The 16,928-nt window shown below is 39.0% G+C and carries 16 protein-coding genes and 1 other RNA gene; 14 read left to right on the top strand and 3 right to left on the bottom strand.

What is annotated here, in order from left to right; all coding sequences use genetic code 11:
• The first annotated feature begins 64 nt into the window (after nt 1-64).
• The 6 genes from eno to ssrA all read left to right on the top strand — a co-directional run bounded on the left by eno (nt 65) and on the right by ssrA (nt 6,611).
• Nucleotides 65-1,360 (top strand): phosphopyruvate hydratase, encoded by a 1,296-nt coding sequence (gene eno / locus MKX83_RS20555; protein WP_307317794.1) that lies wholly within the window; start codon nt 65-67, stop codon nt 1,358-1,360.
• A 694-nt stretch (nt 1,361-2,054) separates the two neighbouring features.
• On the top strand, nt 2,055-2,288 hold the full coding sequence (gene secG / locus MKX83_RS20550) for a preprotein translocase subunit SecG (RefSeq protein ID WP_095371911.1): 234 nt from the start codon (nt 2,055-2,057) through the stop codon (nt 2,286-2,288).
• A 115-nt stretch (nt 2,289-2,403) separates the two neighbouring features.
• Nucleotides 2,404-3,150: an alpha/beta hydrolase gene (locus tag MKX83_RS20545; protein ID WP_095371912.1), complete on the top strand. Its 747-nt coding sequence runs from the start codon at nt 2,404-2,406 to the stop codon at nt 3,148-3,150.
• Nucleotides 3,151-3,227: 77 nt separating this feature from the next.
• Complete coding sequence (rnr, locus tag MKX83_RS20540) at nt 3,228-5,507, top strand: ribonuclease R (RefSeq protein WP_412728606.1); 2,280 nt, start codon at nt 3,228-3,230, stop codon at nt 5,505-5,507.
• Nucleotides 5,508-5,610: 103 nt separating this feature from the next.
• A complete protein-coding gene (gene smpB, locus MKX83_RS20535) occupies nt 5,611-6,078 on the top strand; it encodes an SsrA-binding protein SmpB (RefSeq protein ID WP_095371914.1) in 468 nt (155 codons plus the stop codon).
• Nucleotides 6,079-6,251: 173 nt separating this feature from the next.
• Nucleotides 6,252-6,611: a transfer-messenger RNA gene (gene ssrA, locus MKX83_RS20530) on the top strand.
• Nucleotides 6,612-6,679: 68 nt separating this feature from the next.
• Here the strand turns inward: ssrA and MKX83_RS20525 are convergent.
• The 3 genes from MKX83_RS20525 to MKX83_RS20515 form a co-directional block, all read right to left on the bottom strand.
• Nucleotides 6,680-7,096, bottom strand: a complete 417-nt coding sequence (locus MKX83_RS20525) for a hypothetical protein (RefSeq protein WP_322910456.1) — start codon at nt 7,094-7,096, stop codon at nt 6,680-6,682.
• A gap of 258 nt (nt 7,097-7,354) precedes the next feature.
• Nucleotides 7,355-7,756, bottom strand: a complete 402-nt coding sequence (locus tag MKX83_RS20520; RefSeq protein WP_095371916.1) for an ArsI/CadI family heavy metal resistance metalloenzyme — start codon at nt 7,754-7,756, stop codon at nt 7,355-7,357.
• A 15-nt stretch (nt 7,757-7,771) separates the two neighbouring features.
• Nucleotides 7,772-8,074, bottom strand: a complete 303-nt coding sequence (locus MKX83_RS20515; protein ID WP_095371917.1) for an ArsR/SmtB family transcription factor — start codon at nt 8,072-8,074, stop codon at nt 7,772-7,774.
• 186 nt (nt 8,075-8,260) lie between these two features.
• Here MKX83_RS20515 and MKX83_RS20510 point away from each other — a divergent pair, with 186 nt between their 5' ends.
• The 8 genes from MKX83_RS20510 (at nt 8,261) to MKX83_RS20475 (ending at nt 16,923) form a co-directional block, all read left to right on the top strand.
• Nucleotides 8,261-8,596, top strand: a complete 336-nt coding sequence (locus tag MKX83_RS20510) for an ArsR/SmtB family transcription factor (protein ID WP_322910457.1) — start codon at nt 8,261-8,263, stop codon at nt 8,594-8,596.
• 12 nt (nt 8,597-8,608) lie between these two features.
• Complete coding sequence (locus tag MKX83_RS20505) at nt 8,609-9,910, top strand: arsenic transporter (protein WP_322910458.1); 1,302 nt, start codon at nt 8,609-8,611, stop codon at nt 9,908-9,910.
• Nucleotides 9,911-9,922: 12 nt separating this feature from the next.
• Nucleotides 9,923-10,345, top strand: a complete 423-nt coding sequence (gene arsC / locus MKX83_RS20500; protein WP_307317771.1) for an arsenate reductase (thioredoxin) — start codon at nt 9,923-9,925, stop codon at nt 10,343-10,345.
• 161 nt (nt 10,346-10,506) lie between these two features.
• Nucleotides 10,507-12,408: a helix-turn-helix domain-containing protein gene (locus MKX83_RS20495; RefSeq protein ID WP_322910459.1), complete on the top strand. Its 1,902-nt coding sequence runs from the start codon at nt 10,507-10,509 to the stop codon at nt 12,406-12,408.
• A 268-nt stretch (nt 12,409-12,676) separates the two neighbouring features.
• Entirely contained in the window at nt 12,677-14,848 is a 2,172-nt protein-coding gene (locus MKX83_RS20490; RefSeq protein ID WP_095371923.1) for an acetate--CoA ligase family protein, read from the top strand.
• Nucleotides 14,849-14,856: 8 nt separating this feature from the next.
• Complete coding sequence (locus MKX83_RS20485) at nt 14,857-15,306, top strand: MaoC family dehydratase N-terminal domain-containing protein (RefSeq protein ID WP_095371924.1); 450 nt, start codon at nt 14,857-14,859, stop codon at nt 15,304-15,306.
• A 20-nt stretch (nt 15,307-15,326) separates the two neighbouring features.
• On the top strand, nt 15,327-15,746 hold the full coding sequence (locus MKX83_RS20480; RefSeq protein WP_095371925.1) for a MaoC/PaaZ C-terminal domain-containing protein: 420 nt from the start codon (nt 15,327-15,329) through the stop codon (nt 15,744-15,746).
• A 13-nt stretch (nt 15,747-15,759) separates the two neighbouring features.
• Complete coding sequence (locus tag MKX83_RS20475; RefSeq protein ID WP_095371926.1) at nt 15,760-16,923, top strand: thiolase C-terminal domain-containing protein; 1,164 nt, start codon at nt 15,760-15,762, stop codon at nt 16,921-16,923.
• Nucleotides 16,924-16,928 lie beyond the last annotated feature (5 nt).

Here is a 16,928-nt window from a genome sequence, read left to right as displayed (position 1 = left end):
ATCCGTGCCTTACATATAAATGAAGTTTGACAAGATGACAGCCAATGAAAAAGGAGAGATTATCATGCCATTTATCCAACATGTATATGCTCGTGAAGTATTAGATTCACGTGGAAATCCAACAGTAGAAGTAGAAGTATTAACCGAGTCTGGCTTCTTCGGCCGTGCGATTGTACCATCTGGTGCATCAACTGGTGAATATGAAGCCGTTGAACTTCGTGACGAAGACAAGGATCGTTACTTAGGTAAAGGTGTTCAAAAAGCAGTAGATAATGTGAATAACTTAATTTCTGAAGCAATTATTGGTTTTGACGTAACTGATCAAGTAGGTATTGACCGTACAATGATCGCACTAGATGGCACAGAAAATAAAGGTAAATTAGGTGCAAATGCGATTCTTGGTGTTTCTATGGCTTGTGCGCATGCAGCAGCAGAGTCTGTTGGTTTACCATTATACCGCTATCTTGGTGGTTTCAATGCGAAACAATTACCAACACCAATGATGAATATCATTAATGGTGGTTCTCATGCGGATAACAATGTTGATTTCCAAGAATTCATGATTATGCCTGTTGGCGCTCCTACATTCAAAGAAGCGATCCGTATGGGTGCTGAAGTTTTCCATTCATTGAAAAAAGTTCTTTCATCTAAAAGCTTAAACACGGCAGTAGGTGACGAGGGTGGCTTCGCACCAAACCTTGGGTCAAACCGTGAAGCGCTAGAAGTCATCATTGAAGCGATTAGCAATGCAGGTTACGAAGCAGGTAAAGATATTTACCTTGCAATGGACGTTGCTTCATCTGAATTCTTTAACAAAGAAACCGGCAAATATGATTTAACTGGAGAAGGTCGTCTTGGATTATCTTCAGAAGAAATGGTTTCTTTCTACGAGGAGCTTGTTTCTGAATTCCCAATCATCTCGATTGAAGATGGATTAGATGAAAACGACTGGGAAGGCCACAAATTATTAACTGAACGCATCGGTGGTAAAGTTCAATTAGTAGGGGACGACCTATTCGTTACAAACACGAAAAAGCTAGCACAAGGAATTGAACAAGGTGTAGGAAACTCAATCCTTATTAAAGTAAACCAAATCGGTACATTAACTGAAACATTTGAAGCGATCGAAATGGCGAAACGTGCTGGTTACACAGCAGTCGTTTCTCACCGTTCTGGCGAATCAGAAGACGCAACAATCGCTGATATCGCTGTAGCTACGAATGCTGGTCAAATCAAAACAGGTTCAATGAGCCGTACAGATCGTATTGCAAAATACAACCAACTACTTCGCATCGAAGACGAGCTTGGTGATTTAGCTGTGTATGACGGATTGAAATCTTTTTATAACTTGAGTAAATAATGTCTTAAAAAAACAAACATCATTTTGTAAATGGTGTTTGTTTTTTTTGGCTATTTTAGGTTTTAAGGGATGCCGATCTCCGTAGTGGAAAATACGCGTAAATACATGGCGAGATAAATAAAGAAATGTCAAAACCAAAAGCCCTGACTCGTTTATCATAGAAACGCGTCAAATTTTTGGATTCACTACGGATTTTGACTCATTAATCAAGGAACCGCGTCAAATTTTTGAATCCACTACGGAATCTGACTCGTTAATCATGGAACTGCGTCAAATTTTTGGATTCACTACGGATTTTGACTCATTAATCAAGGAACCGCGTCAAATTTTCGGAATCACTAAGGATTCTGACTCGTTTATCATGGAAATCACGTCAAATTTTCGGATTCACTACGAATGTTGACTCATTTATCAAGGAATGGCGTCAAATTTCTAAAACCACTTCTTTGTATACTACTTTGAAAAGAAAAATCAAAAATACAGAAATATATATAATAGAGTCTTTCCTGAAAAGTGGCTAATCACATCGTACAATAATGAGATTACCATTTTTGTTAATAATTTGTAGATGCGCAAATAGGCATGCGGGCATGAACTTGACATTTCATGATAGATTAACTTGTCTGTACATAGTAAATATGCTAAAATTTGAGTATTATTATTGTACGTAAATGGTTGATATGGAGGTGCCCACATGCATACACTTTTAATTACATTGCTAGTCATTGTGTCTATCGGTTTAATTGCCGTTGTTTTACTTCAATCAGGAAAAAGTGCAGGTCTTTCAGGTGCGATTTCTGGTGGAGCGGAGCAGCTTTTTGGTAAACAAAAAGCACGCGGCTTAGATTTGATTTTACATCGTTTGACGATTGTTTTAGCTGTTTTATTCTTTATTTTAACAATCGCAGTTTCTTATTTTGCTCTATAAATAGAGACGAACAATGCAATGCCTGGCCTCAACGAAAGGTCGGGTTTTTATTTTGCCTATTACAGGGAAAACTAATCATGTTAAACAAACGTTTGATTGAAAGGAAGTTTACATAATGAAAGTAGTTCAACCAAAACCATTCACATTTGGAGATGGTAAACGAGCAGTATTATTATTACATGGGTTTACTGGTAATACAGCAGATGTTCGCATGATGGCAAGATTCCTAGAAGGGAAAGGTTATACTTGTCATGCGCCATTATATAAAGGCCATGGCGTCCCGCCGGAAGAACTTGTCCATACGGGACCAGAAGATTGGTGGCAAGACGTCATGAATGGTTATCAACACCTAAAGGAAATGGGGCATGAAGAAATCGCGATTGCCGGCTTATCTCTTGGTGGGGTATTTTCCTTGAAATTAGGTTACACTGTACCTGTAAAGGGTATTATAACCATGTGTGCACCTATGCATATTAAATCTGAAGAAGTGATGTACGATAATGTCGTTGATTATGCCCGACAATATAAGAAGCTAGAAGGAAAATCACCCGAACAAATCGAAGAAGAAGTAGCTAAGTTTAAAGAAACACCAATGAACACATTAAAGGCATTACAAGCATTAATTGCAGATGTTCGTCATAATGTGGATATGATTTATTCTCCGACTTTTGTTGTGCAATCAAGAGAAGATCATATGATTAATACTGAAAGCGCGAATATTATATACAATGAAGTAGAAAATGATCAAAAACAGATTAAATGGTATGAAGAATCCGGTCATGTCATTACACTTGATAAGGAAAGAGATCAGCTGCATGAAGATGTGTATCAATTCTTAGAGCAGCTTGATTGGCAAGTGTAAGTTGGATCGAAGTTTGAGGAGTGTTGTCAATCGTGGATAACCACAAAAAAGAGCTGGTCGATAAACTATTAAATTATATGAAGGACGAGGCGTACAAGCCTCTAACAGTACAAGAAATGGAGGAGGCCTTTGGGATAGAAGACTCCACCCAATTTAAGGATTTTGTAAAGACTTTAGTCATTATGGAGGAACAAGGCTTAGTTGTGCGTACAAGGAGTAATCGCTATGGATTACCTGAAAAAATGAATCTTGTGCGCGGGAAATTATCTGGTCATGCCAAAGGATTTGCCTTTGTTATTCCAGATGAACCAGGACTCGATGATTTATTTATCCCACCAAATGAAACAAATAATGCCATGCACGGTGATATTGTCTTAGCCCGTGTAGCAGCAGAAAGCGCTGGTCAAAGAAAAGAAGGAACCATCGTCCGCATTTTGGAACGTGGTGTGCAACAAATCGTTGGTACATACACTGAGAGTAAGCATTTTGGCTTTGTTATTCCAGATGATAAAAAGTTTGCCAGTGATATCTTTATCCCAAAAGCTGCTTCTAAAGGGGCAGTAGAAGGACATAAAGTTGTTGTTAAGCTCACAACTTATCCTGAAGGAAGAAAGAGTGCGGAAGGTGAAGTAATGGAAATTCTGGGTCATAAAAACGATCCAGGCGTTGATATTCTTTCCATTATTCATAAACATGGGTTACCGATGGAATTCCCTGATGATGTGTTAAAGCAGGCAGAAGAAACGCCTGATGAGATTGATGAAAAAGAAATTGAAAATCGTCGAGATTTAAGAGGCGAAACGATTGTGACGATTGATGGTGCAGATGCGAAAGATTTAGATGATGCTGTTACTGTGACGCAACTTGATAATGGTCATTATAAATTAGGTGTGCATATTGCTGATGTATCTTATTACGTAACTGAAGGATCACCAATTGATGTAGAAGCAGAGGAACGAGCAACTAGTGTGTACTTAGTCGATCGTGTAATACCTATGATTCCCCATCGCCTATCGAATGGAATTTGTTCTTTAAATCCAAAAGTAGATCGTCTCACACTTTCATGTGAGATGGAAATTACGCCTGATGGTGAAGTGGTCAATCATGAGATTTTCCAAAGCGTCATTAAAACAACCGAAAGAATGACTTATTCGGATGTGAATAAAATTTTGGAAGATAACGATGAACAATTAATTGAACGCTATGAGCCACTCGTACCAATGTTTAAGCGAATGGAAGAATTAGCTGCGATTCTTCGTAAAAAGCGTATGCATCGTGGCGCCATTGATTTTGACTTTAAAGAAGCGAAAGTGTTAGTGAATGAAGAGGGTGACCCAAAAGATGTCGTCATTCGCGAACGTTCAGTAGCAGAAAGACTCATTGAGGAATTTATGCTAGCAGCGAATGAAACGGTTGCAGAGCATTTTCATTGGATGGAAGTACCGTTTATTTACCGTATTCATGAAGACCCGAAAGAAGATAAGCTCAGAAGATTCTTTGAGTTTATTACAAACTTTGGTTATATTGTGAAAGGAACAGCCAACGCTGTTCATCCGCGGGCATTGCAGGATATTATAGAAGAAGTACAGGGGACACCAGAGGAAATGGTGATTTCAACAATGATGCTTCGATCCATGCAACAAGCGAAGTACGATCCAGAAAGCTTGGGTCACTTCGGACTATCAACAGAGTTTTATACACACTTCACCTCGCCAATTCGTCGATATCCAGATACAATTGTTCACCGTCTCATTCGTACGTATTTGATCGAAGGTAAGATAGACGATCGCACCCAAGAAAAATGGAATGCGATGTTACCTGAAATCGCGGATCATGCTTCTGAAATGGAGCGAAGAGCAGTCGATGCCGAACGTGAAACCGATGAATTGAAAAAAGCAGAATACATGCTTGATAAAATTGGTGAAGAATATGATGGTATGATTAGCTCTGTTACGAACTTTGGGATGTTTGTCGAACTACCAAACACGATAGAAGGTTTAATCCATGTCAGCTATATGACCGATGATTATTATCGCTATGAAGAACGACAAATGGCAATGATCGGCGAACGTACAGGGAATGTATTCCGCATTGGTGATGAAATTACCGTTCGTGTCATCAATGTCAATAAAGATGAACGTGCGATCGACTTTGAGATTGTTGGAATGAAAGGCACGCCTAGAAGAGAACGCCGACAAGAAACAAAAGTGTTTAAAACAGGTAGTTCAGAAAGAAAGCCAAGGAAATCTGCTGCGCCAGAACGAGGTGAAAAATCTGGTAAGCCAGAGGGTAAGAAAAAGAAAAAACGCAAATTCTATGAAAATGCGCCGAAAGCAAAACGAAAAAAGAAACGTTAATAGACTAATGGAGGAAGCCTTTTTTGTAAGGCTTTCTTCCTTCTTTCCTTTGTTTTTGCTAAAATAAATAAAACTGCTGTGATTTAAGGGAGATGAGAAAGAGATGCCAAAAGGTGCAGGGAAAACAATCGCCCAAAATAAAAAAGCCTATCATGATTATACTGTCGAAGAAACATATGAAGCGGGTATTGTTTTACAAGGAACAGAGATTAAATCTATTCGTAACGGACGTGTGAACCTAAAAGATGCCTATGCACGAATTGTTAATAATGAATTATTCATTATTGGTATGCATATTAGTCCTTACGAGCAAGGGAATATTCATAACCACGACCCATTAAGAACGAGAAAGCTTTTACTACACCGGAAAGAAATTAACAAACTAATAGGTGAGTCAAAAGAAAGCGGCTATGCCCTTGTTCCATTAAAACTATATTTAAAAAATGGTTTCGCAAAGGTTTTAGTTGGATTAGCGAAGGGTAAAAAGAAATATGATAAGCGCGAAGACTTAAAACGAAAAGAAGCGAAACGAGAAGTTGAGCGTGCCTTCCGCGAAAGACAAAAAATGTAATATACCAAAAGCTTACAATTGATATTTCGTTTGTTTGTGCTATAATAGTAATTGTCACTTCAAATAGAAGTGCACAATCTTTGCTCAAAGTTTATCGAGCATTCCGTATGCTGCAACGACTCAGTTGCGCACCTAATACAGTTAGCAGCTTTAAAAAACTGCTACTATCCAATGGGGACGCTACGGATTCGACAGGGATAGTTTGAGCTTAGGTTGCGAGTCGAGGGGATCGTCCTCGTTAAAACGTCAAAGCCTATAACTGGCAAACAACAAAACAACTTCGCTTTAGCTGCCTAATAGGCCTTTAGCGGTTCCTCCCTCCATCGCCCATGTGGTAGGGTAAGGGACTCAAATTTAGTGGGCTACGCCGGATTCCACCGTCTGAGGATGAAGGAAGAGAACAACCAGACTAGCTGCCCGGACGCCCGTCGATAGGCATAAGGAGCAGCGAAACACGAATATATCGACTACACTCGTAGAAGCTTAAGTGCCAATATCTTTGGACGAGGGTTCGACTCCCTCCGTCTCCACCAAATACATATTTGGTGGTTTTTTATTTGGTTAAAACCAATAACATATAAAACCAAGCTATTCACAAAAATTAATAATCCTCCAATAGGTTAACATCAAACGTCTCTTTATTGCCATTCCATTCTATTTCGAATGTATGCATTTTATTTGGCGTAAACATGAATGTCCCATCCTCTCTTTTACTAAGCTGGTTATTATCATCAAGCGTTTCCCCACCGTCGCCGGTGCCAAATAGTGAAGAATGAAAATACCAATGGTCAACTAATACATTTTTGTCATCACCAGTATATTCTATTTTTATCTCATGCCTATAGTTATCCTGATGAATAGATGTATATTTAGAGGTAACAACCCAGTTTTGTCCTTCACCCCTAAAAGAATAAACTTCACTAGCAAATCTATAATTGTTTATATAGTTATAAATCAAAAAAGTAATGACACCTAGCAGAATTAATAAGGCAAATATTTTATAGTATCTTTTTTTCATTAGGGTTTACCCCTCCTTTTTCTGCTACTACACATCCTATTATAATTGAAAATTAGGAATATTATGTACATAATAAGCAGGATTTGAGAGGCACTAAGAAGTACAGTATTGTTGTTAAGCAAACATATTAATACTAAAGGTAGTTATATTTCACTTTATGCTCCATGTGGAGGATTATAGTAAGTTAAAAACAAGGCACTGATTAGTATATATGTTTTTTAAATTACTTGTTATTTTAGGAAATGAAAGAAATATCCCTTAAATATCTACACAGCATCCCTCACTCTGAACTTCACTATCCGCCTTCGTATAAAAAAACTCCCACTCATTCCCATCTGGATCGGTGATCCAAAACTTGTCTTGCAGAGCGTAGCAGCAAGTGGTATCCCGTTCTTCACGTGCGAAGAATCCTTCTTGTTCTAATCGTTGTTTATGGTGATCGATTTCTTCTTGTGTTTCTACTTGGAAACCAAAGTGATTCACTTGATTACCGTTTACTTCGTCTTTAACATTAAGGGTAAAGTTGAGTCCAGGTTGTTCTAGTAAAAACTTACTGTAAGTGGGTTCGACCTTGATTGGAGAAACACCAAATACTTTTGAATAAAAGGCGATAGATGCTTCTAAATTGGTTACGTTAATGCCGATATGCACATATTTCATTTGAAATGCCTCCTTTTAATTGCAACAAGAATTACTTGATTTTCTAAAGATACAACAAAGTTCTTCTGATAAGAGATGGTTAACGGATTGCTCATTTAATTCATAGTAATTCCATTTTCCTTTTGTCTCTTTTGTAATTAAACCAGCATCGAGCAAAATCTTTAAATGATAGGATAATTTCGATTGCGGAAGAGAGAAAATCTCGGATAAATCACAAACGCATGTCTGTCCCCGTTGGCATAGCTCATACATAATTTCTAGTCTTTTTTGGTCGGCTAATGCTTTAAATTGTTTTTCATATTCAATGAATGGTTTCATGGTTTGCACTTCCTATCAAATTTTTTTGATGTGTTATCAGTATACTTTAACTATAATTGGAAAATCAAGAAATAAATCAAAAAAATTTGATGCGTTTTTTTCTAACAGGGATTGCTTAACTATAGATTTATCTATAAAATAGCATAAGGATATAAGCATTTACTTATACGATAAAGGAGTACCTTAATGAAAAGTACAATTGAGGAAGTTGCGCTTGTGTTAAAGCTGTTAGGCGATAAAACAAGGCTAAAGATGGTGAAGATTCTTGAATCAAGGGAATGCTGTGTTTGTGAGCTTGTTCATTTATTTGATATGAGCCAGCCAGCTATTAGTCAGCATTTACGTAAGTTACGTGATGTTGGTTTGATCTTTGAATCAAGAAGGGGTCAATGGGTTTATTACGGTTTAAATAAACAATATGAGAACTTTCCCTTCGTTTGTATTTTATTAAATCAGCTTCCAAGTCAAGAGGGGCTACTTGAAAGTCTTGAAAAACAAGGTTTGCGCGTATTGTGTGATTAAGGAGGAATGGGTATGACAACGTCAGTGGTTTTGGCATCAGTGATTTTTTTAATCACACTTATTTTAGTCATCTGGCAACCTAAAGGGTTGTCTATTGGTTGGTCTGCCTGTGGTGGAGCGATATTGGCTTTACTAGTTGGTGTGGTAGATTTCCAAGATGTTTTGGATGTAACGTCGATTGTATGGAATGCAACGTTAACATTTATCGCTATTATTATTATTTCTTTAATTTTAGATGAGATCGGTTTCTTTGAATGGTCTGCCTTGCATATGGCGAGAGCGGCAAAAGGGCATGGTGTAAAAATGTTTGTCTACGTGATTTTGCTTGGAGCGATTGTATCTGCTCTGTTTGCGAATGACGGGGCTGCCTTGATTTTGACACCGATTGTTCTTTCGATGGTAAGGAACTTGAATTTTAATGAGAAAATGGTCTTTCCATTCATTATTGCAAGTGGTTTTATCGCTGATACAGCGTCATTACCCCTTGTGGTAAGTAATCTTGTTAATATTGTATCGGCCGATTTCTTTGGCATCGGATTTGTGGAATTTTTCACTGTCATGATTGTACCGAATTTATTTTCTGTTGCGGCAAGTATTTTGGTTCTCTATTTGTTTTTTAGAAAAAGCATACCCGGTCGTTATGATGGTACGCAATTACGGGAGCCACGTGTAGCGATAAAGGATCCACGATTATTCAAGTACTCATGGTGGATTTTGGCGATATTACTAGTTGGCTATTTTGCAAGTGAGTTTGTTGGTGTGCCTGTATCGATTATTGCTAGTATCATTGCTTTTATTTTTCTTATGATCTCTAGAAGAAGTGATGCAGTTGATGTGAAATCCGTCATGAAGGGGGCTCCGTGGAATATTGTTTTCTTCTCAGTCGGAATGTATGTTGTTGTGTATGGTTTGCGGAATGTTGGGCTAACGAGCTTATTAACAGATGTTCTTCAATTAACCGTTGATCAAGGATTGTTTGCCGCAACAATGGGCATGGGCTTTATTGCTGCCATTTTGTCTTCGGTCATGAATAACATGCCGACAGTGATGATTGATGCGTTAGCCATTGCAGATACGAATGCAACAGGTATGATGAAAGATGCCTTGATTTATGCCAATGTCATCGGATCTGACCTTGGACCAAAAATCACGCCAATTGGTTCACTTGCTACTTTATTATGGTTACATGTGTTATCGCGTAAAGGGGTGAAGATTTCTTGGGGTACCTACTTTAAAACAGGTATCATTCTAACGATTCCCACCTTATTTATCACCTTATTAGGTCTTTATATATGGTTATTAATTATTCATTAAAGGAGTGTTCATATGACGAAAAAAATCATTTATTTTCTTTGCACAGGGAATTCTTGCAGAAGTCAAATGGCTGAAGGTTGGGCAAAGCATTATTTAAACGAAGATTGGCAAGTCTATAGTGCAGGCATTGAAGCACATGGACTCAATCCAAAAGCTGTAGAAGCGATGAAAGAAGCAGGGATAGATATCTCACAGCAAACTTCGGATGTGATAAATACCGACATCTTAAATCAAGCGGATTTGGTTGTCACCTTATGTGGCGATGCTGCTGATAAATGTCCTATAACACCGAAAGAAGTGAAACGAGAACATTGGGGATTTGATGATCCTGCCAAAGCAATTGGCACGGAAGAGGAAAAGTGGCAAACGTTTACTCGTGTAAGAGATGAGATAGGCGAGCGGTTGAAGCGGTTTGCTGATGCTGGTGAAAAGTAGTCATACACCGTCATGGAAGTACCTCCATGGCGGGTATTTTTATTCTGAATAGTTAAAATATATAGTTAATTAAACTTTTGTTATGCTACACTTGTAATAAATAACGACCAACATTGTCTAAGTCACTCAATGAAATAAGGGTAGGAGGGAATAGACGGTTTATGACTAAAAAAGTTGTTCGTAGGAATGGGAAGCGTAATGAAGGCAAAGCTAGACAATTGACAAATGAAATTGATAATTTTTTAATTCTATGTATTTATGAACAGCAAAAAGAAGCAATTGCCAAACAAGAGTCGATTGAAAAAGAGAAGGCACCTATTTATTATATCTCAGGTGTCAAATCTTTTATGATTTGGGAAAAGGCATATCAAGAAAATCCGGCTGTTTTTAATTCGTTAAGACAAATCGCAAGAGATCGCTTTATTCATCAATTGGCAGATCATATCGTGCATTTTCTTATCGAGAAAAACAAAAATTATTCCTCCCTATTTACAATGGTTTTTTTAGATCATCAACTAAGGGGACTTGCCATTTCAGCAATTGAAAATAGGCTAAGGGCGGATACCTTTTTAAATGAGGAAGCTGCTTGGGAAGAGTTTTGTCAGTGGTTTCAGCGGGGAATCGCAGAGTGGGTATTAGATGTAATGGCTGACGAACTTGGGATGGAGCACCTCAGTCAACTAAAGAAAGCTGAATTAAATCAGCTCTTCTATCAATACCTGTCTAATTTTTTGCTGAACAGTAAAGAATTTCTTTCTATGTTCACGATAATCGTAAATGATTATGCTGATAAATGGATCAATCAACTTTTTAAATATAGTAAATGCACTGTACAGGAATTAGAAAAGGCTATCGCTCATGGAGTAGATTGGAGAAATTCATCTCTAGTCCCTTCTCAGAGAGAGAATATTTGTGTAATGAATAATGCCCCTTATCAAGCGGTACGAGAGGCGCTATATCAAGTTTTTCATTGGGATCAAGAGAAAGAAAGGTATTGTAGAAGAATCCAGAAAGGTCATGTGCAAGGCTTATTGATGATTAACGAGATAGTAGAAGATCAAAATGTAGATCGCTTTACGTTAACAGATTTGGATGTTGATGTACTCGATATGTTATGTGCCAACTTTCTTGCTATCGCCAAGCATCATGAAGATGTTATTACGATAGAGGTGGATGAACTGCTTCGGATGAGGGGCTTGTTACCTAAACGCGGTGGAGAAGGGAGACGCGGAGGGTATGAGCGGAGTCAACGTCTAAGAATTATGAAATCGCTTACAATCATAAAAAATCTTTGGATCGATATAGAGACTGTGGTATATCAAAAAGGAAAACCAGTCGAGAAAAGGTTAATGGGTAATGCTTTTGACGTGTATGACCAAAATGAATCACAGCAAGTGTTGAAATATAAAATGGGTCCTATATTTTCCCCATTTCTATATGGATCCGGTAGGCAGGTTATACATCTACCACTTAAAATATTGCAGTATGATCCTTACAGAAGGTCTTGGGAGAAGAGGTTAGGGAGATATATGCATTGGCGTTGGAGAGTCCAGGCAAAGAAGGGCGATTATTTAAAACCACATTATATTTCAACATTACTCGCAGCGATAGGTGAATCATTAAATATAAGATTGCCTTCAAGGACAAGAGAACGATTTGAGAGCGCGCTTGATACGCTACAAGAGGATGGTTTACTCTCTGCATGGTATTACGAAGCATGGGAAGAATCCATTGTGGATAGTAAAGGCTGGGGGAATACTTGGAAGCAAGCAAAGATTATTATTCAGCCACCTGAGGAAGTTGTTGAAAGGTATGCTCAATTGAAGAAAACGACTTTTGAAGTGAAAGTGAAAGACCATCAATCGTTAACAGATCACGTCCTTTTAGGTAAACGTGTAAGAGAAGTAAGAGTGACAAATGGCTTGTCGTTATCACAATTAGCGCAAGAAGTTGAGGTGTCACAAGCTTATATCAGTACGATAGAACGAGGAATTAAAGTCCCATCTAAACGGGTGGAAGGTAAGTTATTACGCTGGATAGAGATAATGGAAAAGAGGCAATGAGCACAAGTTGTGTGATCATTGTCTTTTTTTCGTGGTAATCCCTTGCCATTGTCGAGGTGATCTTGTGTCATAGTCGAGATGATATAGTACGTAAAAAAATAATTGTGAAAGTTTCTGCCTACGGTAAGTAAAGGTTTAGTTGATATTTACTTTTTTTTACTACCTAATAATTAAATGTTTAATGTTTTCTTTACGCCTGATCCATTAGCGTTCATTTTGTAAGCTATCGATAGAAAGAAATTGATTTTTATTTAGTGAGGTGAATGTAATGATAAATGAAAACGTTTCCGCAAAGGATGAGCTACATTCTTTTTTTTATCCGCAATCAGTAGCCGTGTTAGGTGCATCTGAAAACCCGAAGAAGCTTGGCAATATCCAGGTGAAGGCATTATTAGATGGGGGCTTTCAAGGAGATATTTTTCCTATTCATCCTACTTCAAATGCAATTCATGGAGTGAAGTGCTACTCATCCTTACAAGCGGTTTCACATGCAGTTGATTTAGTCATCTTTTGTTTAAGTGCTCACCAGATTCAGCAAGGGCTAGAGCAATGTGTAGAAAAGAAAGTGAAGGCAGCGATTATTTTTGCTTCAGGATTTTCTGAAACTGGAGAGTCGGGAGAAAAACAACAAAAACAAATAGCGGATTATGCAAAAAAGCATGGTCTCCGTTTACTTGGTCCAAATTGTGTCGGCCTTGTTAATACGCTGAATGGTCTGGTCGGTACATTTTCTCCTGCTGTTATGAGCTATCCTCTTAGTGAACAACGCGCAGTTGGGTATGTATCGCAAAGCGGCGCCTTTGGTGTGCTTACGTATATGGCTGCTGCCCAACATGGATTAACGTTCAATTATTTTGTGAGTGTTGGAAATGAAATGGATACCAGTTTTGAAGATGTAGTTGAGTATATGGTTCATGAAAAGCAAACGAAAGTGATCAGCGGTTATTTGGAAGGTGCGAAAAAACCTAAAAAATTAAGGGGATTGGCATACGAGGCGCTTGAAAAAGGGAAACCGATTATCGTTATGAAGGCAGGGCGAGGAACTGCAGGAAAAAGAGCAGCCGCTTCTCATACGGGTTCATTAGCCGGCTCGAACGATATTTATGACGCATTTTTTAAACAAACTGGCATGATTAGAGCCAATGATTATGATGAAATTATTTCATTCTCGAAATTATTCTTATCTGGCAAACTGCCAACAGGGAGAAATACCGTAATTATTACAAGCTCGGGTGGCAGAGGGATTAACGAAGCCGATCGTTGTGAAGCTAATGGCTTGTTGATTCCAAAATTAAATGAGGAAACTCAACGGAAAATCAAACAAGTGATTCCTTCCTTTGCTAGTGCAGCCAACCCAATTGATCTAACTGCAGCGGCTTCTGTATCGGCACCAGAGCTATTTACTGCGCCATTAAAAGCCTTAATGGAGGATCCGGATGTAGACAATATCATTCTTACAGAGTTCCCCTTATTTTGGGATGAAGAGACGAAGGAATTACAAGAATTTGTTGAGATGTGTAAAAACACGAATAAATTTGTGTTTGTAAGTACATTTCCGTTAGAAGGAATGAGTATACCTAAAGGGCAACAATATATGGTCGACCATGGTGTTCCAGTGATACCGGGTAACTTACAAGCGATATCTGCGCTCGCAAAGTTAGTCGAATATAGCGAAAAATATCGTGCGTATCAAAAAGAGAGTGTTCGAGAACGGGCATCTATTCAGAAGAAAGAGAACGTAGCGTATTTACTGCAAGAGAATCAAATTTTAAGCGAATGGGATGCAAGCAAAGTGCTACAGGCTTACGAAATTCCCACTACAAAAAAGAGCTTAGCAACTACCGTGGATGAAGCGGTTCAGCAAGCGAACAGTATTGGTTATCCTGTTGTATTAAAAATTGATTCAAAAGACATTTTGCATAAAACAGAAGCAGGTGGTATACGTCTTTCCTTGCAAAATGCAGAGCAAGTAAAGCAAGCATTCGATGACATTCTTCTGTCCGCTCACAAATATCATCCTGATGCCCACATTAATGGGGTGATGGTGCAGGAAATGGTGGCAAAGGGGACGGAAGTTATCGTTGGTGTGACGAGAGATGCCAGCTTTGGACCGGTGATTATGTTTGGTTTAGGCGGCATTTTTGTTGAAGTGTTCAAAGATATTGCTTTCCGGGTTGCACCGATCACAAGACAAGATGCGCTTGAAATGATAAATGAGATTAAAGGAAAAGCCATTTTCGACGGTGTACGAGGTGAAGAAGCGCTTGATGTAGAGGGCATTGTCGACATCTTACTGCGTGTATCCTCACTTGTACAAGATTATGACATTGAAGAGCTAGATTTAAATCCAATCATTGTGACTGAAAAGTGCGCAAAAGCGGTAGATGCACTAATTGTAACAAGCGCTGCACAAACAGAAAATATGCTCGCTAGGAGGTAGTGGTATCGATGCTCGATCAGACAATTATCGGTAAGACTGGGTCAACGTTCATGTTTGAAGTGGATAAAAGACATGTTAAACAATTTGCTCAAGCTATAGGTGATGACAATCCATTATATACGGAACCAACTTATGCTAATCAGAGTCCCTATAATGGGCTGATTGCGCCACCTACTTTTCCGGTGGTAGCAGGGGTAGAGGGTGAAGGAATAGAGCTAGATTTAGATAAAAAGAGAATGCTTCATGGTGAGCAGTCCTTTATTTATCATCGCCCACTAAAAGTAGGCGAGTCTCTTACTTGCCAAATAAAAGTAGCAGACCTTTATGAAAAAGAAGGAAAAAAAGGAAAGATGCAATTTATTATTCTGGATACCGAAATGAGAGACACAGAGGGGGATTTAGTGGTTACAAGTCGCATGAATATCATCTATACCCAGCCTCCAGTCCAGGCAGTATAACGATACGAGGAGGAATGACAATGCTAAGATTTGCCGATTTGGTAGACGGTCAAGAGTTAAAACCATTAGTGAAGCCTGCGGTATCGAAGGTTCAACTCGTCAAATACGCGGGAGCATCAGGAGATTACAACTTATTGCATACCGACGATGCTTTTGCTAGAAGTATGGGATTACCAGGAGCCATCGCACATGGCATGTTAGTCATGGGATTCTTAGGAGAATATATCCAACAATTAGCTGGTGTGACTGCGAGAGTAGCGAAGTTTAACATGCGTTTTGGAGCGATGACTAAACCGGGGGATGAGATTACTTGCGCAGCTACTGTAAAACGCGTATACGAGGACGAAGGAAAGAAATATGTGGAATTTGAGTTGCAAGCGGCTAAATCAATAAAAGAAATCGTTGGATCAGGTTCTGTATTGTTGGAATTCTTTGAATAAGGAGGAGTTGACGATGGAAAACATTAAAAACAAATATGCAATCGTCGGAGTTGGAGAAAGCGAACGTTCAAAAAAGTCGGGTACAACCCCGTTACATTTGGCGTTAGATGCAGCGCGAGCAGCTATTGCTGATGCTGGACTTGAGACAAAAGAGATTGATGGATTTATGAGTTACAGTGAAAACGATTCATGTACGGCACATCAATTATCTACCTATTTAGGCGTGAGACCGAAATATGTAAAAGATATTATGGGTGGCGGAAGCAGTACAGAAATGTTAATTGCTGACGCGATTGGTCTGATTGAAACAGGTCAAGTAAATACCGTCCTTATTTATCGATCTATGAATGGCAGATCAGGCGTAAGAATGGGCGGTGGTGGCTGGGATGTGAACATGCTGCAAAATGCGATGGATGGCGGTAGCTTTCTCATCCCATATGGAGCAGGTAGTCCTGGGCAATGGTTTGGCTTATTTGCCACACGTCATATGCATGAAACAGGGTTAACGAAGGAGCATCTAGGTCATGTTTGTGTGAGTTTTTATGGGCATGCACAAAGAAATCCGAAAGCCTTCTTTTATGGAAAGCCATTAACAATGGAAGCTTATCATGATACGCCTGATTTAAGCTTCCCATTTAATAAGCATGATTTCTGCTTAGAGTCAGACGAAGCAAATGCAATCATTGTTACATCCGCCAAACGAGCTGAACAATTACCGAAGCAGCCCGCTTATATTATGGGAATCGCCGCTAGACAATGTGTTTCACACGCACATTATTGGAACAATGTAGATGAAGTCGCTTCAGACTATGTTGCTAAGGATGTATACAAGAAGGCAGGGGTTACCGCAAAGGACCTCGATGTCGCATCTATTTATGACTGCTATAGTTGGGTTGTGTTGCGGCAGTTAGAGGCATATGAGATAGCGAAAAGAGGCGAAGTGGGAGACTTTGTTGCCGATGGACATCTCAAGATGGGTGGGAAGCTGCCGAGTAATACAGCTGGTGGCATGCTTTCAGAAGGATACACACATGGAATGAATAATGTGATTGAAATTGTGCGACAGATTCGTCACGACTATGAGGGATCAGACCGACAAGTGAAGGATTGTGAAGTTGGTTTATGTACGGGCTGGGCAGGTCCAGATATTGCTGGTGCGATGATATTAAGGAATTAGGAGGA

Origin of the sequence: Cytobacillus sp. FSL M8-0252, from assembly GCF_038007345.1 — a bacterium.
Classification (GTDB): Bacteria; Bacillota; Bacilli; order Bacillales; family Cytobacillaceae; genus Cytobacillus; species Cytobacillus kochii.
Note: the sequence above shows the minus strand (reverse complement) of the source record. Positions and strands in the feature narration are given on the sequence as shown.

What these genes read in the sequence shown, in the direction of transcription:
- eno (WP_307317794.1), top strand. Translation starts at nt 65, where the DNA reads ATGCCATTTATCCAACATGTATATGCTCGTGAAGTATTAGATTCACGT.
- secG (WP_095371911.1), top strand. Translation starts at nt 2,055, where the DNA reads ATGCATACACTTTTAATTACATTGCTAGTCATTGTGTCTATCGGTTTA.
- MKX83_RS20545 (WP_095371912.1), top strand. Translation starts at nt 2,404, where the DNA reads ATGAAAGTAGTTCAACCAAAACCATTCACATTTGGAGATGGTAAACGA.
- rnr (WP_412728606.1), top strand. Translation starts at nt 3,228, where the DNA reads ATGAAGGACGAGGCGTACAAGCCTCTAACAGTACAAGAAATGGAGGAG.
- smpB (WP_095371914.1), top strand. Translation starts at nt 5,611, where the DNA reads ATGCCAAAAGGTGCAGGGAAAACAATCGCCCAAAATAAAAAAGCCTAT.
- MKX83_RS20525 (WP_322910456.1), bottom strand. Translation starts at nt 7,096, where the DNA reads ATGAAAAAAAGATACTATAAAATATTTGCCTTATTAATTCTGCTAGGT.
- MKX83_RS20520 (WP_095371916.1), bottom strand. Translation starts at nt 7,756, where the DNA reads ATGAAATATGTGCATATCGGCATTAACGTAACCAATTTAGAAGCATCT.
- MKX83_RS20515 (WP_095371917.1), bottom strand. Translation starts at nt 8,074, where the DNA reads ATGAAACCATTCATTGAATATGAAAAACAATTTAAAGCATTAGCCGAC.
- MKX83_RS20510 (WP_322910457.1), top strand. Translation starts at nt 8,261, where the DNA reads ATGAAAAGTACAATTGAGGAAGTTGCGCTTGTGTTAAAGCTGTTAGGC.
- MKX83_RS20505 (WP_322910458.1), top strand. Translation starts at nt 8,609, where the DNA reads ATGACAACGTCAGTGGTTTTGGCATCAGTGATTTTTTTAATCACACTT.
- arsC (WP_307317771.1), top strand. Translation starts at nt 9,923, where the DNA reads ATGACGAAAAAAATCATTTATTTTCTTTGCACAGGGAATTCTTGCAGA.
- MKX83_RS20495 (WP_322910459.1), top strand. Translation starts at nt 10,507, where the DNA reads ATGACTAAAAAAGTTGTTCGTAGGAATGGGAAGCGTAATGAAGGCAAA.
- MKX83_RS20490 (WP_095371923.1), top strand. Translation starts at nt 12,677, where the DNA reads ATGATAAATGAAAACGTTTCCGCAAAGGATGAGCTACATTCTTTTTTT.
- MKX83_RS20485 (WP_095371924.1), top strand. Translation starts at nt 14,857, where the DNA reads ATGCTCGATCAGACAATTATCGGTAAGACTGGGTCAACGTTCATGTTT.
- MKX83_RS20480 (WP_095371925.1), top strand. Translation starts at nt 15,327, where the DNA reads ATGCTAAGATTTGCCGATTTGGTAGACGGTCAAGAGTTAAAACCATTA.
- MKX83_RS20475 (WP_095371926.1), top strand. Translation starts at nt 15,760, where the DNA reads ATGGAAAACATTAAAAACAAATATGCAATCGTCGGAGTTGGAGAAAGC.